Origin of the sequence: Bacillus sp. 2205SS5-2 (genome assembly GCF_037024155.1) — a bacterium.
In the GTDB taxonomy this organism is placed as follows: domain Bacteria; phylum Bacillota; class Bacilli; order Bacillales; family Bacillaceae_K; genus Bacillus_CI.
The window spans coordinates 41,881-63,314 of record NZ_JAYKTS010000018.1; the positions used below are offsets into that span (position 1 = coordinate 41,881).

A 21,434-nucleotide genomic window follows, 5' to 3' on the forward strand; every position below is an offset into this window, starting at 1 on the left:
GAGTTTAATAAATCAAACAAATGTTCGCTTTTTATTGGTTAAACTAGTTTAAATTGTGGTAGAATGGGGATAAAGTTAGAGTAGAAAGTGTATACCTATTATCGACCATAAAACATTGAACCAAACAACAAGTACATAGAGCATGTGGAAGGGATAATACCGCCCTTTATAGCCTGAAATAATCAATACTCCATCATGACAGATAACAGATCCTCTACGATTAGAAATGTTCTTATACAAGGCTTTTTTCACAAAGTTTGCTGATTTTCAAACCAGTTTATAAACGGTGATATTGCTTTGTTCCGGGACATTTTTTCACTAATTTCTGATGTGAATTACCCGCAAAATGGAGGATTCTATCTAAAAGTAGACTAAATAACAGTAAGGTATACAAATAGCCTTATATAAAGAATGAATTGAAGCTGATAGGAGGCTTACCATTGAGTGAATTTCAGTTGAAATCAAAATATCAACCACAAGGAGATCAACCGCGGGCCATCCAAAAAATAGTGGATGGAATTAATGAAGGACAACGACATCAAACATTATTAGGGGCAACCGGAACAGGGAAAACGTTTACGATGTCAAATGTGATCCAACAAGTCAAAAAACCAACCTTGGTTATTGCGCATAATAAAACGTTAGCAGGTCAGCTTTATAGTGAATTCAAAGACTTCTTTCCTGATAACGCCGTAGAGTACTTTGTCAGCTATTATGACTACTATCAACCTGAAGCTTATGTTCCTCAAACAGATACCTTTATCGAAAAGGATGCCAGTATTAATGATGAAATCGATAAGCTTCGCCATTCCGCAACATCGTCTCTCTTCGAACGTGAAGATGTTATTATCATAGCGAGCGTGTCGTGTATTTATGGTCTAGGTTCGCCAGAAGAGTATCGTAATCTGGTTGTTTCGCTTCGTGTCGGTATGGAATTAGAGCGGAACGCCCTTCTTCGTAAACTTGTAGATGTGCAATACGAGCGCAACGATATCGATTTTCGTCGCGGGACGTTTCGTGTACGTGGAGATGTGGTTGAAATCTTTCCAGCCTCACGAGATGAGCATTGTATTCGAATCGAATTTTTTGGCGATGAAATTGATCGAATTCGAGAAGTAGACTCCTTAACTGGCGAGATTATTAGCGAGCGAGACCATGTCGCTATCTTCCCAGCCTCTCACTTCGTAACCCGTGAGGAAAAGATGAAAGTAGCCATCGGAAATATTGAACATGAGCTAGAAGAACAGCTAAAGATCATGCGTGAAGAGAATCAATTGTTAGAGGCTCAACGATTAGAGCAGCGAACTCGTTATGATTTAGAGATGATGCAAGAGATGGGCTTTTGTTCAGGCATTGAAAACTATTCTCGGCATTTAACGCTACGTTCTAAAGGGGCTACTCCGTATACATTAATCGATTATTTTCCGGAAGACTTTTTGATTATTATTGATGAGTCTCACGTGAGTCTTCCGCAAATTCGAGGGATGTATAACGGTGACCAAGCGAGGAAAAAGGTTCTCGTGGATCATGGTTTCCGTCTGCCATCGGCAATGGATAATCGTCCTTTAACATTTAAAGAATTTGAAGAAAAAACAAATCAAATTGTTTATGTGACCGCCACCCCTGGTCCATATGAAATGGAACATAGTCCAGAAATGGTCGAGCAAATTATTCGACCAACAGGGTTATTGGATCCAACTATTGATGTCCGTCCGATACAAGGACAAATTGATGATCTCGTAGATGAGATTAATGAAAGAATTCAGCAAAATGAGCGTGTCCTTGTGACAACATTAACGAAAAAAATGTCAGAGGATTTATCAGCCTATCTCAAAGAACTCGGGATGAAAGTTCAGTATTTGCACTCTGAAATTAAAACACTAGAACGAATTGAAATTATTCGTGACCTTCGCTTGGGAAAATACGATGTCTTGATTGGGATTAACTTATTACGAGAAGGGTTAGATATTCCAGAAGTATCGCTCGTCACCATTCTAGATGCAGACAAAGAAGGTTTCCTGCGCTCTGAGAGGGCGTTAATTCAGACCATTGGTCGTGCCGCTCGTAATTCCAATGGACACGTTATTATGTATGCAGATAAAATGACGGATTCAATGCAAAAAGCGATTGGTGAAACGAAGCGTCGTCGTCTTCTTCAAGAAGAGAACAATCTAAGATTAGGCGTTACTCCACAAACGATCCAAAAAGATATTCGCGATGTGATTCGCGCGACAAAAGTGGCTGAGGATCAGGAAGAATTTGACGTACCAAAATCAACGAAAAAAATGACCAAGAAAGAAAAAAATAATCTGATATCTCAGCTTGAAACCGATATGAAAGCTGCGGCAAAAGCCCTTGACTTTGAACGAGCTGCTCAGCTACGAGATACAATTCTAGAGTTAAAAGCGGAAGGATGACCATTAGATGGGTATAGATAAAATTATTGTAAAGGGAGCAAGAGCTCATAATTTAAAAAATATTGATGTCACCATTCCAAGAGATAAACTGGTGGTGTTAACGGGCTTATCAGGTTCAGGGAAATCATCCTTGGCATTTGATACTGTCTACGCCGAGGGGCAACGTCGTTACGTAGAATCTTTGTCAGCTTATGCACGGCAATTTCTAGGGCAAATGGACAAACCGGATGTCGATGCGATTGAAGGGCTGTCTCCTGCGATTTCGATTGATCAAAAAACAACGAGTCGAAACCCGCGTTCGACCGTTGGAACCGTAACGGAAATTTATGATTATCTTAGACTTCTCTATGCAAGAGTAGGGAAACCGATTTGCCCGAATCATGGAACTGAAATTTCCTCACAAACGATTGAACAGATGGTCGATCGAATTATCGTGTATCCAGAAAGAACAAAGCTCCAGGTTCTCGCGCCGATTGTTTCTGGAAGAAAAGGGACTCATGTAAAAACACTTGAGGACGTGAAAAAGCAAGGCTATGTTCGTGTCCGTGTAAATGGGGAAATGATCGATTTAAGTGAAGAAATTGAATTGGAAAAAAATAAAAAACATAATATTGAAGTAGTCATTGATCGAATTGTTGTGAAAGAGGGAGTGGAAGCGCGTTTAGCTGACTCTCTAGAGTCGGCTCTTAAGCTAGCTGAAGGGCGCGTCCTGATCGATGTGATGGGAGAAGAAGAGTTATTGTTCTCTGAGCACCATGCTTGTCCAATTTGCGGATTTTCAATTGGCGAGCTTGAACCACGAATGTTTTCATTTAACTCTCCATATGGAGCGTGCACGAGCTGTGATGGATTAGGCACGAAGCTCGAGGTGGATAAGGAGCTAGTGATTCCGAATAGTGAATTGAGCTTACGTGCTCATGCGATTGCTCCGTGGGAGCCGTCAAGTTCTCAATATTATCCGAAAATGCTAGAAGCGGTTGCCACTCATTATGGAATTGATATGGATGTTCCAGTTGCCCAGTTGCCGCCCGAACACCTGAATAAAATACTTTTCGGTTCTGGTACTGACAAAGTGTATTTCCGTTATGAAAATGATTTCGGACAAGTTCGAGAAAATCATATTCAATTTGAAGGTGTGATTGGAAATGTTGAGCGTCGTTACCGTGAAACGAGTTCAGAGTATATTCGGGAACAAATGGAGAAGTACATGGCACAACAACATTGTCCTTCCTGCAAGGGTCATCGTTTAAAACCTGAAACTCTTTCGGTCAAAGTCGCATCAAAACATATTGGTGAGATTACAGAGTTGTCAATTGAAGAAGCCGATGCATTCTTCGAGTCATTATCTCTATCAGAAAAAGATATGCAAATTGCCAACCTGATCTTGCGAGAAATTCGGGAACGATTAGGATTTTTAGTGAATGTGGGGCTCGATTATTTAACTATGAGCCGTGCGGCAGGAACGCTATCTGGAGGAGAGGCACAGAGAATTCGACTAGCAACTCAAATTGGATCCCGTTTAACAGGAGTCTTATATATTCTCGATGAACCTTCGATTGGATTACACCAACGCGATAATGATCGTCTCATTTCAACATTGAAGAATATGAGAGACATCGGGAATACTTTAATCGTGGTCGAGCATGATGAAGATACGATGCTGGCTGCAGATTATTTAATAGATGTTGGTCCTGGTGCCGGGGTACATGGCGGAGAAATTGTAGCAGAGGGAACACCGGAGGAAGTCATGAAAAACCCGCACTCCTTAACGGGGCAATATTTAGCAGGGGAAAAATTCATCCCACTGCCATTAGAGCGTCGTAAAGATGATGGTCGATTCATAGAGATAATCGGAGCAAAAGCAAACAATTTAAAAAATGTAAAAGTGAAGCTACCACTAGGCATGTTTGTCGCTGTCACGGGCGTATCGGGATCAGGAAAGAGTACATTAATTAATGAAATTTTGCATAAATCGCTTGCTCAAAAGCTGCATAAAGCGAAAAGAAAGCCTGGTAACCATAAAGAAATTAAGGGTGTGGAGTATTTAGATAAGGTGATTGATATCGATCAGTCGCCCATTGGCCGAACACCGCGGTCAAATCCGGCGACCTATACAGGCGTATTCGATGATATTCGTGATGTTTACGCGTCAACAAATGAAGCCAAAGTAAGAGGCTACAAAAAAGGTCGTTTCTCTTTTAATGTAAAAGGTGGACGCTGTGAAGCATGCCGAGGAGACGGAATAATTAAAATTGAAATGCACTTCCTACCAGATGTGTATGTACCTTGTGAGGTCTGCCATGGAAAGCGCTACAATCGTGAAACGTTAGAAGTTCAATACAAAGGGGAAAATATCTCTGATGTACTAAATATGACGATAGAAGACGCGATTCCTTTCTTTGAAAACATCCCAAAGATTAGTCGCAAGCTCCAAACTCTTGCTGACGTAGGCTTGGAATATATGAAGCTTGGTCAACCGGCGACGACACTATCTGGAGGGGAAGCACAACGGGTGAAATTAGCATCTGAGTTACACCGAAGATCCAATGGACGATCTTTTTATATTTTAGATGAACCAACGACAGGATTACATGTGGATGATATTGCTCGTTTACTCATCGTGCTGCAACGACTGGTTGAAAATGGCGACACGGTTTTAGTGATTGAACATAATTTAGATGTTATTAAAGGAGCTGATTATTTGGTTGATCTTGGTCCTGAAGGTGGCGATAAAGGTGGCCAAATTATCGCAAGAGGAACACCAGAAAAAGTGGCTGAAACGAGAGCCTCTTATACTGGGAAATACTTAAAACCGATTTTAGAGCGTGATCGAGAGCGAATGAAAAAACGACTGGCTCAACAAGAAGATGTGCGAGAGGAAGTATCAACGTGAGCAGTTTCCTCTGAAAGATGTATCGGTAAATAAGGTAGACCTAGTTATTTCTTAAAAGGAGACCCAGATTTGTGGTCTCCTTTTCGAATTGACTAAACTGAAGTTTTTTAATTGCCTATTGAATGGATAATACATCTTAATAAAAGGCTTTTTTCGAATATTTTGTTGCTATTGGCACGAAGTCATACAAATCAGGGGACATATTCCGATTCGAAAAGCCACAATCTTCGCGAAAACAGCTGCATAGAAATACCACTCCGAGCTCAAGAGTCCTAAGAACCAAATGAAAAATTTCACCAATAGGTCATAATTTTCTACTGAATTCAAACATACACTCCTATATTGAGACTTTTTATCACAAACCATCAAGTTCAGATGCCTCACAAAATAGGAGAAGTAAACGAAACTTTTTAATGAAAATTTCGTAATGTAAATTAAAGGAGTTGAGCGCAATGGAAACGAATAAATTATTATCATCTCTTTCTTATTTGAGTATTTTTTTCGCTGGGTTTATTTTTCCCTTAATTGTGTTGTTTGTGACCAAAGATAAAGAAGTGAAAGGACATGCGGTGAAAGCTTTAGTTTCTCATATCATCCCAATTGTAGGTGTACCATTTATTTTTCTGTCGATCATCTTAGATTTCAACGTATTAAGTGAGGGCAGTGGAATTCCCTTTTTTATGCTTGGTGGAATTGGTCTCTATATGCTGATGGTTATCATTATTACGATTTGGAATGTATATAAAGGAGTCAAAGTACTTCTTTAAAAAGGAGGAGTCGAGATTATGACAGAAGAGCGTAAGCGAATATTAGAAATGGTTGAGAATGGTTCCTTATCGGCACGTGAAGCTCTTACATTGTTAGAAGCCTTAGATTCTGCAGAAGAAACAAGCAAAAAGAAAGAGGAGAAATTACTCAACGATTTGGTTATTGCAGTAAACAAAGAGAAAAAAACAGATGGGCCGACTGGTTCATCCACAAAAGAGAAGTTGATGGAATTTATTTCAAGTACGATTAAAAAAGTCAAAGATATGGATTTGGATTTTCAGCTTGGTCAACATGCGGATGTGTCCCATGTGTTCCAGCATACTGGTGTAACGGTCCAACAATTGGAATTGGATATATCGAATGGAAAAGTGGAGATTATTCCTTGGGATCAGCAGGACGTGCGAATAGAGTGTAATGTTCGTGTGTACCGAACGGAAAAACAGGAAGAAGCCAGAACAATGTTTCTTAAGAATACGACGTTTTCCATTGAAAATGATAAATTACGCTTTTCAACTCAATTTAAGTGGATGAAGGCAGATACGATTCTTTACATCCCAAAGAATGAATATGAAAAGCTGTCGGTTCGAATTTTTAATGGGGGATTAACCGTCAAAGGTTTACAAGTTGAAGACTTTAAATTTAAAACAGCGAATGGGAAGCTGAATGTTGAACAGCTTTATTCACAGTCGTTGGAAGCGGAAACGGCCAATGGATCAATATCTATTGTGAACTCTTATAGCCGCAAAATTGAAGCGGAAACGATTAATGGAAGTATCACCTTTAAAGGAGATAGTCAAAAGCTTGATCTTCAATCTCTCAATGGAAATATTCAATGCGATGTGACCGGAGATCAGTGTGAAACGCTTCATGCCAAAACGGTTACGGGTAGCGTTGTATTAGCGATTGGGACGGAGCGATCACTTAGTGGAGAATTGAAGTCCAACCTAGGAAGTTTTAAAGTTAATCAAATGGGTATTACTATACTAGAAGAGAAAAGTGAACTCGTACAAAAATATATGCGTTTTTCTAAAAAAGGATTAAATCCACATATGCTACACGTTTTTGCAGATACAAAAACAGGTTCTATTTCACTTAAATAGAGAAGCGCCTGAAAGAAGGAGTGATAAGGAATGATGTCCTTAACACGATCGGAATCAAATAAGGTCGTCTTTGGTATTATCGGCGGGCTTTCAAAAAAATTAGGAATGAATGCAACGTTATTGCGAATTATTTTTGCAGTATTAGTATTCGCAACAGGCTTTTTTCCAATAGTATTCATCTATATTATCTTGGCATGGATCATCCCGAAAGAAAGGGGGTAAGTTGAACAAGTGAAATGGTTATTTACAATTTTGATTAACGCGGTGTTATTTGTAGCTCTTGATGGCTATTTTACTTCTTTCGAGGTCTCTAGTCTTGGTGCGGCTATTGGGGCAAGCTTTGTATTGTCATTTCTCAATATTTTGGTGCGCCCTATCTTAGTGATTTTGACGCTGCCAGTGACCATTCTTACATTGGGATTCTTCTTATTTGTTATCAATGCGATCACTTTATTGTTAACCGATGGCCTTATGGGTGATTCTTTTGAAATTTCCGGCTTTGGAATGGCGTTGTTGGCTTCCGTGATTTTATCAATCGTTAACCTTGTCTTTCAAAAAGTGATATTTGATAAAGATAAATAGACTCAAATGTAAAACCGTTCCTATATAGGAACGGTTTTTATACATTTTAGGAAGTGAGAGGAGCGTCTCATTATTACTAACCTACTGTCATTTTTGAAGATCAATGAAGAGATTTCGGAATCAGATAGACCAACCCCTATGCTTCTTCACACTTAATGTAGGAGGAAAAACCCTTCTGTTTTAGTTGATTGGCTAGTTGTTCGGCATTTGCTTTTGAGGAGAAGGCTCCAACCTGGACTTTATATAATCCGGTCTTTTTTTTCTTGAGTTTATATTGAGTAGCGAGAGCTTTCACAATTCCTTCAGCGACAAGTTTTCGGTAGCGATCAGATTTTAATAGCGCCGCATCCCCTCGGTTAGTCATGAAACCACATTCGATAAGAACGGCGGTCATTTTAGTTTCCCGTAGCACATGGAAATCGGCCGTTTTGACCCCGCGATCAGACAAACCTGAAGCTGCAACCAGGTTTGCTTGTATTTTTTTGCCTAACGAGAGGGCATCTGAAGGTCGTGAAGGATGCACATATGTTTCGATTCCACTTATCTCGTTCCATCCTCCACTCCCATACGCATTAGCGTGAATGGAAACATAGACATTGACGTTTTTGGCATTGGCATTGTTCGTTCTTTCTGTTAATGGGACGTCCCTAGTGTTCGAATGAGTGAAAAAGACGATCACCTTTTCGTAAGCGGATAGAAGGTTTTTCGCATAATCGGCCACTTGAGTGTTGAATTCGTATTCTTTCATGCCACCGGGTGTACGTTTACCAGAGGTAGTCAGACCATGACCTGCATCTAGCATAATTTTCACTCTACATGTCCTCCTTTTTTGTTTCTTTCACAATTAACATATAATGGGATTGTGAAAAAAGACACGGTGTTTGTTCCTGAGTTTGGCCAAGTTGTTTTCTGGTTTCCCTAAATAGAAAAGTGCTACAATAGGATGGTATATTTGTATAGGTATCGTTCAACATAATTTGTACATAGGCTTGAAGGAGGAAATACAATGGTAAAAGTACGGACCAATGACATCATCGAAAAATTCAACTTAGATCTTATAGCTGGGGAAGAAGGGGTTCATCGACCGATTACAACAAGTGACATCTCTCGGCCAGGTCTAGAAATAGCAGGTTATTTTAACTATTATCCAGCGGAGCGAATTCAACTCCTCGGGAAGACAGAGCTTTCTTTTTTAGAAAAACTGAGCGAAGACGAAAGAGAAATTCGAATGGGAAAGCTATGTACGGATATTACTCCTGGAATTTGCATTTCGAGAGAATTAGAAGTCCCAGAAGAATTGATGAAGGCTGCTGAAAAATTTTCTGTGCCTCTTATGCGTTCTGCGATGAAAACAACAAGATTTTCCAGTCGACTAACGAATTTTTTAGAAAGTAAGTTAGCTCCAACAACAGCGGTACACGGCGTACTTGTTGATATTTACGGTGTTGGGGTGATGATTATTGGGAAGAGTGGCGTCGGAAAAAGTGAGACCGCACTAGAACTTGTCAAACGCGGACATCGTTTAGTCGCAGATGACTGTGTAGAAATTCGTCAAGAGGATACGGATACCCTGATTGGAGGGTCACCTGAATTAATTGAACATTTACTTGAAATTCGGGGGCTAGGGATTATTAATGTGATGACTCTATTTGGAGCAGGTGCTGTTCGTACGTATAAACGAATCACACTGGTCATTAATCTAGAAATTTGGGATAAGTCCAAGCATTATGATCGTTTAGGTTTAGAAGAGGAAACGATGAGAATTATCGATACAGATGTAACAAAATTAACGGTACCAGTTCGACCCGGGCGAAATTTAGCCGTGATTATTGAAGTGGCAGCCATGAATTTCCGCTTGAAAAGAATGGGCGTAAACGCAGCCGAGCAATTCCAAGAACGTTTATCGGGAGCGATCACCTCAGGGGAACAAGATGATCACGAAGACTATTAAGAAAAGGAGTGAAAAAAATGGAACCGATTAATCCAATTGCGCTAGATTTAGGTGCCATTCAAGTAAGGTGGTACGGCATTCTTATTGGACTAGGAATAATTTTAGCATTATATTTGGCAATTCGAGAAACAAAGAGATTAGGGCTAAATCCGGATTTATTTGCCGATTTACTGATTTGGGCCATTCCAGCTTCTATCATCTCGGCACGTATTTATTATGTGATTTTTCAGTGGGAGTACTATTCGGTGTATCCTGAAAAAATCATTCAAATTTGGACTGGTGGAATTGCGATTCACGGAGCCTTAATTGGGGCTGTCGTTACAACGATAGTGTTCGCCAAATTAAAAAAAATCTCGTTTTGGGTGTTAGCGGATATTGCTGCACCGAGCTTGCTTGTCGGACAAGCAATAGGCCGCTGGGGAAATTTTATGAATCAAGAAGCTCATGGTGGACCGGTAACAAGAGCGTTTTTAGAAGGATTGTTTTTACCAGATTGGATTGTAAACCAAATGTACATAGACGGGGTTTATTATCATCCTACCTTTCTGTATGAGTCCCTGTGGAATTTGGCGGGGATTATTCTACTTGTTATCATCAGACGAATGAATCCTGGAAGAGGGACCATCTTTTTATCGTATGTGATTTGGTATTCTGTCGGTCGATTCTTTATAGAAGGATTACGAACAGACAGCTTAATGCTGACAGAGAGTTTACGAATGGCAGAAGTGATCTCAATTGCGTTGATTGTCGGGGCAGTTGCTGTTTGGATTTATCGTCGTCAAACCGGAAAGTTATCGGTACGGTACGATGAGGTAAATGTCTAAAGGAGAGAAATGGATGATGGGATCATTAGTAAAGGGGACAAAAGTAGGGCTCACCACGACCTGGACGTTAGGGAAAATTATTTTCCCTACCACTTTATTGGTGACACTTGTGCAATACACTCCGCTACTACCATGGTTGATTGAGTGGATTTCACCATTTATGAGTTGGTTTGGTTTATCAGGAGATGCGGCTATCCCGCTTGTATTAGGTAATTTTTTGAATTTATATGCGGCGATTGGAGGAATTCTATCGCTTGACTTAACGGTAAAAGAAGTCTTTATCGTTGCGATGATGTTGTCCTTTTCCCATAATTTACTGATCGAATCGAGTGTCGCCGTTAAGGTAGGGGTCAGGCTTTGGATTATACTCCTTGTCCGGATTGGCTTAGCTCTCTTTTCTGCTGTAGTTCTTCATCTCGTATGGGACGGAGGGAGTGAACTCGCTCAATATGGGTTTATGCCTTCTGTTCAAGCAGATGTTGGCAGCTGGGCAATGATTGCCGCGATGGCTTTGCAAAAAGCAACCTTCGGGGTATTGCAGTTAGCTCTAATTGTGATTCCATTGATGATCGGTATTCAATTTTTGAAAGATTTACAATGGCTACAAAAATTCTCTGCGTTATTAGCTCCGTTTACGAGAAGGCTAGGAATGAATGAAAATACTTCCACTACTTTGGCTGCGGGATTACTGTTTGGCTTGGCTTATGGAGCGGGTGTGATGATTCAAGCCGTGAAAGAGGATGGAGTGAGTAAGCGAGACGTCACATTGGCGTTTATTTTTCTAGTAGGGTGTCATGCAGTTGTAGAGGATACGCTTATTTTCCTTCCACTTGGAATACCGGTGTGGCCTCTATTATTGATTCGACTCGGAACGGCTATTATCTTAACCTGGGCCATAGGGAGAGCGTGGAAGAAAAAAGAAGTGTCTAATGGAAAGGAATTTACGCTAACATGAAAAACATAAACACCATATTATTTGATTTAGATGGAACGCTGATTGATACAAATGAATTAATCATCTCTTCGTTTCTTCATACGTTGAACTATTATTTTCCCAATGATTATCAACGAGAAGATGTGCTGACATTTATTGGACCACCGTTAGAGGAAAGTTTTGAAAAAGTGGCACCGGATCAGGTCGAAGAAATGGTCAAGCGGTACCGGGCGTATAACTTAGAGCATCATGACAAGCTGGTGAAAGAATTCAGTGGTGTAAAGGAAACGGTTGTTGCTCTTCATGAATTGGGCTATAAATTGGCAATCGTATCGACGAAAATTCGCTCAGTAGTAATCAAGGGATTAGAACTTATGAATCTAAGACCGTATTTTGATGTGATTATTGCTTTAGACGATGTAACGAATGCAAAACCAGATCCAGAGCCTCTTTATAAGGCACTAGAAGCATTAGGATCACTCCCGGAGGAAGCTTGTATGATTGGTGATAATCATCATGATATATTAGCGGGCAAAAATGCGAACACCACATCCATTGGTGTTGCATGGTCAGCAAAAGGGAGAGGCTACTTAGAAGACTATCACCCAGATTATATTTTAGAGGAAATGCCCGATTTATTAGATTTATTAGGGGTGAAGTGAGAATGAGGCGTACCACGCGCTACGAAGTTCAGGGAGCTAATTCGCTCTGGCATGTGTATAAGACGGTACCGTTTATCAAGGTTGTAAAAAACTTTGCGGTCATTCAACTGGCGCGATACACCCCTTTTTTGGGGATGAAAAACTGGATGTATCGTACGTTTCTACACATGAAAATAGGGAAGCAAACCTCATTTGCCTTAATGGTGATGCTCGATGTCATGTTCCCAGAAAAAATTTCTGTCGGTCGAAACACGGTCATCGGCTATAATACCACTATCCTCGCGCATGAATATTTAATCAAGGAATATCGTTTGGGTGAAGTGGACATTGGCAGTGAGGTTATGATTGGAGCCAATTGCACAATATTGCCGGGTGTGAAAATAGGAGATGGAGCGATTGTCTCTGCGGGTACGCTGGTGCATCAAGATGTTCCTGAGGGTTCGTTTGTCGGAGGGAACCCGATGAAAATCATTTATAGCAAAGAGGAGTTAAAAGAACGTTGGAAAGATGATCGCATTTATGGAGAAATGAATAGTATTTCGTGAAGTCTGCTACCATTGGGTGCAGGCTTTTTTTAAGTCTATTTTCGTAAAGTTTGTTGCTTTTCGTATCAGTTTATCATGATTGAATAGCTTTGTTTCGTGGCATCATTTCGTCTAATTTTGAGGGAAACAAACTGTGAAATGGAGGATTTAATCAAAAATCAGATGTAATAGCCACAATGCATACGATAATTTTATTAGGCAGTTTTGGCAAAGGAACAAACTAGGGAAATAAATCCTTCATATTATCTTCCATAGAACTTTTGCCACCTTCCTATTTGTAAATAAATGAAGCTGTCTGTATGTGTTGAATGATGTCCAGTTAACAGTTGACGTAAGGTAAAATGCACGTTAAACTACAGTTAACTTTAACTTGGTAGTATATTAGCGAGATAAAGTAATTTGATAATTTAATATTACTTGATACATCCATCAAAGGGATTCTTCATCAGCAAGGATCGATTATTTAATTCATGTTAGGTATTAAAACACCGGTTTGAATGGGATGAAAGGAGACGAAAGATGACAAAAATATTTATGTTTGAAAAACCACTTGGAATGAGAGACACCTTTCCAATTACATATAAAAAAATAAAAATGATCAAAGAAGAGATGGAGAAAGAATGGACTTTATGGGGATATTCCTTTTTAGAAACCCCTGCCTTGGAGTATTACAATACAGTTGGGATGGCCTCGGCGATACAAGAAGAACAGTTATTTAAACTATTAGATCAAGAGGGAAACACCCTCGTATTACGTCCAGATATGACAGCCCCGATCGCAAGAGTGGCTGCATCTAAGCTCTTAAGTACGCGTAATCCCCTCCGACTTGCCTATCATTCAAAGGTGTATCGAGCGCAGCAAAGAGAAGGTGGGAAAGCAGCAGAATTTGAGCAATTAGGAATTGAATGCATTGGTGATGGAACAATCAGCGCGGATGCGGAAGTAATCGCTCTTATGATTTCTTCCTTGAATGGCCTGCAATTAGACTCGTTTATAGTATCGATTGGGCATATTGGTTTTGTTCAATCTCTTTTGAATGAAGTGTTGGGAAATGACTCGCAGGTACACGAGTTGCAACGTTTTCTTTTTGATAAAAACTATGTAGGGTTCGAAACATACGTCCAGTCATTATCGCTCTCATCCCTAGATAAGCATCGACTTTCCAAACTTTTATCCCTTACTGGTAAAAATGATTGCTTACAAATAGCTTATGATCTAGTTTGTTCAGAAGAAGCCAGAAACGCATTAGATGAATTATCCTTGTTATGGGAGCAGTTAGACGAATATGGTGTGGCAACCTCAATAAAAATTGATCTTGGTCAAGTTAGCCATATGAGCTATTATACAGGTCTAGTGTTTGAGGTATCTGCCAATTCTGTCGGTTTTCCGATTGGAAATGGAGGGCGTTATGATCATTTACTCACTAAATTCGGAAAAACGGTTGCAGCAACAGGTTTTGCGATCTCAATGAACTATCTTCTGCAAGCACTTGAAGGAACGATCCAACCTGTAAACGAATGTGAGCTTGTTCTGTTTCAAGAGGGATGGAGAAAGGAAGCCCTTCAATTCGTTCGCGAAAAACGGGCAATAGGTGTGAATGTGGTCATGCAGGATATGAACGGGGTAGAGGATGTTGGGAAATTTATAACATCCTATCAACAAGTGTATTTTTTAAACGGAGAGGGTAGTAATAGATGCTAACCATTGCCATGCCAAAGGGAAGAATTTTTAATGAAGCAGTCAAATTACTCGACTTAGCGGGATACAAGCTTCCACCCGCATTCGAGGATTCACGAAAGTTGATTATAGATGTAGATGAAGAAAATCTACAGTTTATCTTAGCAAAACCTATGGATGTTCCTACCTATGTAGAATATGGTGTGGCTGATCTTGGGGTTGCAGGAAAAGATGTGCTCTTAGAAGAAGAACGAAATGTATATGAGTTACTCGATTTGCATATAAGTGAATGCTATCTAGCGGTTGCGGGACTTCCAGACACGATTATGAATGAAGTTGCGCCAAAAATAGCGACGAAATATCCGAATGTAGCTTCCTCATTTTTTCGTGAACAAGGAGAACAAGTGGAAGTAATTAAACTAAATGGCTCCATTGAGCTCGCTCCGCTTATTGGGTTAGCTGACCGAATAGTGGATATCGTATCAAGCGGACAAACACTCCAAGCAAATGGATTAATTGAATATGAAAAAATCGCCCATATAACTTCTAGACTCATTGTAAACACCGTTAGCTATCGCACCAAATCTGCGCAAATATCCGCTTTGGTACAACGATTATGTAATGTCATTGGAGAAACGGGGGGAGGGCATGAGGATTGAAAAAGCAACGATAACAGCATCGCTGAAACGTTCAGTTGAAAGTGGAACCGCTCAGCAACAACAAGAGGTTAATAGAATCATAGACAAAGTAAAAGTCGCTGGAGATGCAGCGCTTTATTCCTTTACAGAAAAATTTGATTCGGTCCAATTAGCAGAATTTCGTGTAACCGAAGCGGAGATTGAACGAGCATTTAGGTCGCTGGATTCTGACATGATTAACATCCTAGAAGAGGCGGCTCAAAATATATACAATTTTCACGAAAAACAAACCTCACAATCGTGGTTTACAACAGATGACGAAGGCACGTTGCTCGGTCAAAAAGTGACCCCGCTCGATTCAGTAGGTGTCTATGTGCCAGGGGGGACAGCTGCTTACCCTTCTTCTGTTTTGATGAATGTGATGCCGGCAAAAGTAGCCAAAGTCGAGCGGATTGTGATGGTTTCACCACCTAAGAAAGATGGCAACATTCCAGCCGGTGTTTTAGCAGCAGCCAAGATTGCGGGTGTTCATGAAATTTATAAGCTAGGTGGCGCCCATGCGATTGCGGCATTAGCCTATGGAACCGAGTCCATTCAACCGGTTGATAAAATTGTTGGACCGGGAAATATCTATGTTGCGTTAGCGAAAAAATCCGTTTTTGGGATGGTGGATATCGATATGATTGCCGGTCCCAGTGAAATCGTGGTAGTAGCGGATGAAAGCGGTGAGGCGGCTCAGATTGCGGCTGACTTACTCTCACAAGCGGAGCATGATGAACGAGCCAGTGCAATTTTGGTAACTTCTTCTGAAAGTCTGGCTGAAAATGTGAAAACGGAATTAGAAAAACAACTCGCCACGCTTCCCCGGAAAGAAATTGCCGAAAAAGCGTTAGAGCACCATGGACGGATTTATGTGACGAGAGATAGTATTGAGAGCATTCAAATTGTGAATAAACTAGCACCAGAGCATGTTGAAGTGATAACGAAAAATGCCTTCGAAACGGCCATGCAAATTCGTCATGCTGGAGCAATTTTTATCGGGCCCTACAGTTCAGAACCAATTGGCGATTATTTCGCTGGTCCCAATCACGTTCTTCCGACAAACGGGACAGCCCGCTTTTCTAGTCCTCTTTCAGTGGATGATTTTGTGAAAAAATCAAGCATTATTCAATATAGTGAAGCAGCTCTGAAACAAAACGGTAAAAAAATCGCCTCATTTGCGCGCTTAGAAGGACTAGAAGCACATGCTAGAGCAGTGGAAATCAGAAATTTGAAATAGGGGGACATATGATGGAAGGGATAGTTGAAAGGAACGCAACGATTAACCGACAAACTTTTGAAACGAATATATCTCTAGGATTTGCGGTTGATGGAGAAGGGAAGGCCGAAATAAATACGAATGTCCCTTTTATGACTCATATGTTGGAGCTATTCACAAAGCACGGTCACTTTAACTTGACCCTGAATGCCCAAGGAGATACCGATGTGGATGATCATCATACTACGGAGGATATTGGAATTTGCCTTGGACAAGCCCTAAAAGAAGCCTTAGGATCTAAAAAGGGAATTAAGCGCTATGGGAGTGCCTTTGTCCCGATGGATGAGGCACTAGCACAAGTGGTGGTAGATGTAAGCAATCGTCCCCATTTAGAAATGAGAGCATCTTTTCCAAGCCAAAAGTTGGGTACGTTTGATACCGAGTTAGTTCATGAATTTCTATGGAAACTTGCACTTGAAGCGCGCATGAACTTGCATGTGATTGTCCACTACGGTCAAAATACGCATCATATCATCGAAGCCATCTTCAAAGCAATTGCCCGAGCGTTAGATGAGGCGACGACGATTGATCCAAGAGTAACAGGGATTCCCTCGACGAAAGGGATATTATAAATGATTGGGATTATTGACTATGGAATGGGAAATCTTTTTTCGGTCAGCAAAGCTTTGCACCGCTTGAATATTCCTTATTTTCTTTCTGAATCAGTAGAGGAATTACAGCAAGCAGATGGACTTATATTACCAGGTGTCGGCAGCTTTAAAGATGCGATGAAGTTATTGCAAGAAAAGAAAATAGATCGTTTGCTAAAAAACTACTCTGCTTCTGGGAAACCCGTTTTAGGGATTTGTCTTGGGATGCAACTTTTATATGAAGAAAGTGAGGAGAATGGACATACAACGGGTCTTTCTCTTTTAAAAGGAAAAGTAAGGCACATTCCTAAGGGGGAGGTAAAGGTTCCTCATATGGGGTGGAACCTTCTTCGCTATAATGGTTTTTCCCCACTCATAAACAAGTTACCACAACAGCATGTGTATTTTGTTCACTCGTATTATGTAACGGAATTTGCTCCCAAAGAACTTCTGGCTTCTTGCAGCTATCATGTAGAAATTCCTGCAATCGTAGGAAAAGAAAATATTATCGGGATGCAATTTCATCCGGAGAAAAGTGGGTCTCTCGGCATGAGATTATTGCAAAACTTTACGGAACTGGTCCAGAAAGGAATTGTGATCGCATGAGTTTGACGATCTATCCAGCTATTGACATGCTTGGTGGCAAATGTGTTCGCCTTCAGCAGGGGGATTACCAAAAAGAAACGATTTACGGCGATATTTTAGAGAGAGCAGAGCACTTTGTGAAAAACGGAGCTCAGTGGATACATATGGTTGACCTGGACGGTGCAAAAGATGGCGACACCATTCATCGCGATTTTGTTTGCCAGGTGGCGAATACGTTAAACGTTTCCGTTCAAGTAGGAGGGGGAATTCGTTCAGAGGCCGACCTTCGCTACTACTTAGATAATGGTGTGAAGCGTGTGATTATCGGTAGCCTAGCTGTATCGCATCGATCGTTAGTGAAAGAATGGTTAGTCAATTACGGAGATCAAATTGTCATCGGTCTGGATGCGAAAGATGGCTATGTGGCTACCCAAGGTTGGCAAGAGACCTCTGAGCTAACGGCGATTGATTTAGCCCAGGAGTTAGTAGAAGCAGGGGCGGAAACGTTTATTTTTACAGACATTGCAACAGACGGGATGCTTTCAGGGCCAAATATTGAGGCAGTAGCAAAGCTTGGTGAAGTAACCGGGAAACAGGTCATTGCTTCAGGCGGAGTAAGTTCACTAGCCGATCTCAAGGAATTGGGGATGAAGTCAAACATACAAGGGGCTATTGTGGGAAAAGCACTCTATGAGAAGCGATTTTCTTTGCGAGATGCCATCGAGGTCACTACATGCTAACAAAACGAATTATTCCATGTTTAGACGTTAAAGAGGGAAGGGTCGTAAAAGGCATTCAATTTGTCGAGCTACGCGATGCAGGGGATCCTGTTGAGTTAGCGAAAATTTACGATAAACAAGGAGCAGACGAACTAGTCTTCTTAGATATATCTGCTACACATGAAGGCAGAAAAACGATGGTTAATGTGGTGAAAGCTGTTGCCTCAGAACTCGCCATCCCTTTTACCGTTGGTGGAGGTATTCATTCAGTAAGTGATATGAAAGAAATTCTTCGTTCAGGTGCAGATAAGGTGTCCTTAAATACAGCCGCAGTTTTAAGGCCGGAGTTAATTACTGAGGGAGCCAGGTATTTTGGTTCTCAATGCATCGTCGTTGCGATTGATGCCAAGCAAGACGACAAGCTTGGCTGGCGTGTACACACACATGGGGGTCGCACACCAACGGACTATTCAGCTGTCGAATGGGCAAGGGAAGCTGTTAATCGTGGAGCGGGAGAAATCTTACTAACCAGCATGGATACCGACGGCGGAAAAAATGGATATAATCTCGCATTGACAAAAGCCATCAGTGAAGCGGTCTCGGTTCCAGTCATTGCTTCTGGAGGAGCGGGAAGTGCAGCTGATTTTTTCCACGCCTTTACCAGTGGCAAGGCAGACGCAGCCTTAGCAGCCTCCATTTTCCACTATGAAGAAACGAGTGTTCAAGAGGTGAAGCGTTTTTTGAAAACAAAAGGAGTTGTTGTACGATGAAAATAGATTCAGATTTTGTGAAGGACATCGTCTTTGATGAAAAAGGACTTGTCCCGGCGATTGTGCAGGATGCTAAAACCAAAGAGGTACTTACCCTGGCATATATGTCGAAGGAGTCATTGCGGAGGTCTATTGATTCCGGTGAAACTTGGTTCTATAGTAGATCAAGAGCCGAGCTTTGGCATAAAGGAGCTAGTAGCGGAAACACACAATCCATTGTCGAGCTTCGCTTTGATTGTGATAAGGATGCGATTTTAGCCTTAGTAAAACCAGAAGGACCAGCTTGCCATACAGGCGAAGTCAGTTGTTTTACTCCCTCCTTTTATCAGAGAGATGAGTGCGAGGGAGAACAGCCGGAAGAAAACAACATTTTAGAGACGCTGCAACAGCTTATTTCAGAGCGAGAGCAAAACATGCCTGCAGGAGCCTATACAACGTATTTATTTTCAGAAGGACTTGATAAGATTTTGAAAAAAGTCGGCGAAGAGAGTGCAGAAGTCATTATTGCGGCAAAGAATCGAGATAAGGAAGAATTAACATGGGAGACAGCCGATCTCCTCTATCACCTTCTAGTCCTACTTCAAGAGCAAAAATTACCGTTTCAAGACGTGCTGAATGTATTAGCAGAACGTCAGAAGAAATAAAATGGCGAATCGCATACATGCGGTTCTTTTTTTACGGCTAACTTCGTAAAATTTGTTGCTTTACGAACCAGATAATAACCTGTAAAAAGCGTTCTTTCGGGGCATCTTTTCGTCTTTTGTTACTGAGCCCCTCTCTAGCTACCTTGAGGATTTCCAATAAATTTCTTCCAACAGATGTTTAGCAAACATACTAGATATGGTATACTACTGTAGTTAATAATACGTTCGGAGGAAATACATGAGAAAAGGCTTAAGAGCACAAAAAGAAAGAGGGAAACTAGTCTCTTTTGTTCCAACAGGAGAATACTATTTTAATAAGGGAGTAAAGGCGTACCATCGTCAAGAGCTCCAAAAGTCATCAAAATATTTAGAGCGGGCCTTTCAACTAGAGCCACTTGAACCAATGATTGCATGCCAATTAGCCATCGTGAAAACAGAACTTGGCGATTACCAACAGTCAAACGAACTTCTTCACGTCATTGTAGAAGAACTGGATCCTCATATGACTGAATGTCATTATTTTTTATCGAATAATTATGCTCATTTAGGTTTGTTTAAGGAAGCATATACGCATGTGACCCAATACTTAGAGCATGATAAAATCGGTGAATTTAATGAAGATGCCGAAGATTTATTAGATTTACTAGAACTCGATTCAGATGAGTCGTTAGAGACACTTTATGAACAAGACGAGCTAATCTCAAAGCAAGATGAAGCAAGAAAGCTTTTAGAATCAGGAAATTTCCAAAAAGCTATAGCGCTTTTAGAAGAAGTCATTGAAGAGTTTCCAGAGTTTTGGTCCGCTTACAATAACCTAGCTTTAGCACATTTTTATTTAGGGGAATTGGAAAAAGCAAAAGAAATCCTGGAAAAAGTGTTAGAGGAAAACCCAGGAAATTTACATGCTCTTTGCAACCTAGCAGTGTTTCATTTCTATCAACAAGAGCAAACAAAATTGACTGAGATTGTTAAAGGTCTTGAGAAGGTTCGTCCAATTGCTTTTGAGCATCGCTTCAAATTGGGGGCAACGTTTGCATTAATCGGAAAATTCGAGTTAGCCTATCAATGGTTAAAAAATTTACAAAAGCAAGGCTATGATACAGAAACCGGCTTTTACTACTGGTTGGCAAAAGCAGCGTACTTTACCGGTCATGAAGAATCTGCTCGAAATGCATGGAAAAAAGTGTTGCTTGAAAGTCCGGAAAAAGAAGGGGAAGAACCTTGGATCGACCAGAATGAAACGGTTGAAGGGTTTGAAAACCATATTCCTTCACTATTAAAAAAACTAAAAAGTAAACACCAAGAGGAGCGAATATTTGGCTTATTTTTACTGTCTGTAAGTGATAAGCAGAAGCAGATGTTATCTCACCCTAATTTCACTAATATATCAGAGTTCAACTTGTTAGAGAAATTGTATTTAGCAGAGATTCTTCAGAAAGAGAAATCTTCGGCTTTTGAACCCGATGCCCGTATTTGTAAACTGCAAGAAACAGCTCTTTATTTGTACAAATATTATCAACCGGTTGATCCTGTTTCATCGGGTTTATATTTATTATGGTTTACGATTGGGATAAATGGTTTGAATGGTGGAGAGTCGTTTACAAATGCCCGTGCTTTCGCTGCCGCAACAGAATATATTTGGCTTAAGCTTCGTTCGGAAGCAACAACTCAAAAAGAGGTTTCAGAAAAATACGGAATATCACCTGCTACATTAGCTAAATATACTAAGATTGTTAATAAATACTTGATTTGAGCATATTCGTGGACGAATATGCTCGTTTTTTATAGGATAAGAATAGATAGGAAATACTACTACT

Annotated in this window: 21 protein-coding genes; 20 read left to right on the forward strand and 1 reads right to left on the reverse strand. The window is 40.6% G+C overall.

Going from position 1 to position 21,434, the window contains the following annotated elements:
* Window positions 1-440: 440 nt before the first annotated feature.
* The 6 genes from uvrB (at window position 441) to U8D43_RS12940 (ending at window position 7,760) form a co-directional block, all read left to right on the forward strand.
* Window positions 441-2,417, forward strand: a complete 1,977-nt coding sequence (gene uvrB / locus U8D43_RS12915) for an excinuclease ABC subunit UvrB (protein WP_335871594.1) — start codon at window positions 441-443, stop codon at window positions 2,415-2,417.
* Window positions 2,418-2,424: 7 nt separating this feature from the next.
* A complete protein-coding gene (uvrA, locus tag U8D43_RS12920; RefSeq protein WP_335871595.1) occupies window positions 2,425-5,310 on the forward strand; it encodes an excinuclease ABC subunit UvrA in 2,886 nt (961 codons plus the stop codon).
* 452 nt (window positions 5,311-5,762) lie between these two features.
* Window positions 5,763-6,077 carry a magnetosome magnetite crystal formation protein family gene (locus U8D43_RS12925; protein WP_335871596.1) on the forward strand — a complete coding sequence of 105 codons (315 nt, stop codon included), beginning with the start codon at window positions 5,763-5,765 and terminating at the stop codon, window positions 6,075-6,077.
* 18 nt (window positions 6,078-6,095) lie between these two features.
* On the forward strand, window positions 6,096-7,178 hold the full coding sequence (locus U8D43_RS12930; protein WP_335871597.1) for a DUF4097 family beta strand repeat-containing protein: 1,083 nt from the start codon (window positions 6,096-6,098) through the stop codon (window positions 7,176-7,178).
* A gap of 30 nt (window positions 7,179-7,208) precedes the next feature.
* The gene (locus U8D43_RS12935) at window positions 7,209-7,400 is read left to right on the forward strand and encodes a PspC domain-containing protein (protein WP_335871598.1); all 192 of its coding nucleotides are present in this window, start codon (window positions 7,209-7,211) and stop codon (window positions 7,398-7,400) included.
* 9 nt (window positions 7,401-7,409) lie between these two features.
* Window positions 7,410-7,760 (forward strand): phage holin family protein, encoded by a 351-nt coding sequence (locus U8D43_RS12940; protein WP_335871599.1) that lies wholly within the window; start codon window positions 7,410-7,412, stop codon window positions 7,758-7,760.
* Window positions 7,761-7,896: 136 nt separating this feature from the next.
* Here the strand turns inward: U8D43_RS12940 and U8D43_RS12945 are convergent, their stop codons facing one another.
* Complete coding sequence (locus tag U8D43_RS12945) at window positions 7,897-8,562, reverse strand: N-acetylmuramoyl-L-alanine amidase (protein ID WP_335871638.1); 666 nt, start codon at window positions 8,560-8,562, stop codon at window positions 7,897-7,899.
* A 204-nt stretch (window positions 8,563-8,766) separates the two neighbouring features.
* Here U8D43_RS12945 and hprK point away from each other — a divergent pair, with 204 nt between their 5' ends.
* The 14 genes from hprK to U8D43_RS13015 all read left to right on the forward strand — a co-directional run bounded on the left by hprK (window position 8,767) and on the right by U8D43_RS13015 (window position 21,370).
* Entirely contained in the window at window positions 8,767-9,711 is a 945-nt protein-coding gene (hprK, locus tag U8D43_RS12950; protein WP_335871600.1) for an HPr(Ser) kinase/phosphatase, read from the forward strand.
* Window positions 9,712-9,728: 17 nt separating this feature from the next.
* Window positions 9,729-10,535: a prolipoprotein diacylglyceryl transferase gene (gene lgt / locus U8D43_RS12955; RefSeq protein WP_335871601.1), complete on the forward strand. Its 807-nt coding sequence runs from the start codon at window positions 9,729-9,731 to the stop codon at window positions 10,533-10,535.
* 13 nt (window positions 10,536-10,548) lie between these two features.
* Complete coding sequence (locus U8D43_RS12960; protein ID WP_335871602.1) at window positions 10,549-11,490, forward strand: nucleoside recognition domain-containing protein; 942 nt, start codon at window positions 10,549-10,551, stop codon at window positions 11,488-11,490.
* On the forward strand, window positions 11,487-12,131 hold the full coding sequence (gene ppaX / locus U8D43_RS12965; protein WP_335871603.1) for a pyrophosphatase PpaX: 645 nt from the start codon (window positions 11,487-11,489) through the stop codon (window positions 12,129-12,131). The genes U8D43_RS12960 and ppaX overlap by 4 nt, the downstream gene beginning before the upstream one ends.
* A gap of 2 nt (window positions 12,132-12,133) precedes the next feature.
* A complete protein-coding gene (locus tag U8D43_RS12970; RefSeq protein ID WP_335871604.1) occupies window positions 12,134-12,676 on the forward strand; it encodes an acyltransferase in 543 nt (180 codons plus the stop codon).
* Window positions 12,677-13,195: 519 nt separating this feature from the next.
* Window positions 13,196-14,377: an ATP phosphoribosyltransferase regulatory subunit gene (locus U8D43_RS12975; protein ID WP_335871605.1), complete on the forward strand. Its 1,182-nt coding sequence runs from the start codon at window positions 13,196-13,198 to the stop codon at window positions 14,375-14,377.
* Window positions 14,371-15,012, forward strand: coding sequence for an ATP phosphoribosyltransferase (gene hisG / locus U8D43_RS12980; protein WP_335871606.1), 642 nt, complete (start codon window positions 14,371-14,373; stop codon window positions 15,010-15,012). The genes U8D43_RS12975 and hisG overlap by 7 nt, the downstream gene beginning before the upstream one ends.
* Window positions 15,002-16,270: a histidinol dehydrogenase gene (hisD, locus tag U8D43_RS12985; RefSeq protein ID WP_335871607.1), complete on the forward strand. Its 1,269-nt coding sequence runs from the start codon at window positions 15,002-15,004 to the stop codon at window positions 16,268-16,270. Before hisG ends, hisD begins: the two co-directional genes overlap by 11 nt.
* A gap of 11 nt (window positions 16,271-16,281) precedes the next feature.
* Window positions 16,282-16,881 (forward strand): imidazoleglycerol-phosphate dehydratase HisB, encoded by a 600-nt coding sequence (gene hisB / locus U8D43_RS12990; RefSeq protein WP_335871608.1) that lies wholly within the window; start codon window positions 16,282-16,284, stop codon window positions 16,879-16,881.
* Complete coding sequence (gene hisH, locus U8D43_RS12995) at window positions 16,882-17,505, forward strand: imidazole glycerol phosphate synthase subunit HisH (protein WP_335871609.1); 624 nt, start codon at window positions 16,882-16,884, stop codon at window positions 17,503-17,505. It begins immediately after the preceding gene.
* Window positions 17,502-18,224: a 1-(5-phosphoribosyl)-5-[(5-phosphoribosylamino)methylideneamino]imidazole-4-carboxamide isomerase gene (gene hisA, locus U8D43_RS13000; RefSeq protein WP_335871610.1), complete on the forward strand. Its 723-nt coding sequence runs from the start codon at window positions 17,502-17,504 to the stop codon at window positions 18,222-18,224. Before hisH ends, hisA begins: the two co-directional genes overlap by 4 nt.
* Entirely contained in the window at window positions 18,218-18,973 is a 756-nt protein-coding gene (gene hisF, locus U8D43_RS13005) for an imidazole glycerol phosphate synthase subunit HisF (protein ID WP_335871611.1), read from the forward strand. The genes hisA and hisF overlap by 7 nt, the downstream gene beginning before the upstream one ends.
* Window positions 18,970-19,617, forward strand: coding sequence for a bifunctional phosphoribosyl-AMP cyclohydrolase/phosphoribosyl-ATP diphosphatase HisIE (gene hisIE, locus U8D43_RS13010; protein WP_335871612.1), 648 nt, complete (start codon window positions 18,970-18,972; stop codon window positions 19,615-19,617). The genes hisF and hisIE overlap by 4 nt, the downstream gene beginning before the upstream one ends.
* A gap of 238 nt (window positions 19,618-19,855) precedes the next feature.
* Window positions 19,856-21,370 carry a tetratricopeptide repeat protein gene (locus U8D43_RS13015; protein ID WP_335871613.1) on the forward strand — a complete coding sequence of 505 codons (1,515 nt, stop codon included), beginning with the start codon at window positions 19,856-19,858 and terminating at the stop codon, window positions 21,368-21,370.
* Window positions 21,371-21,434: the final 64 nt, after the last annotated feature.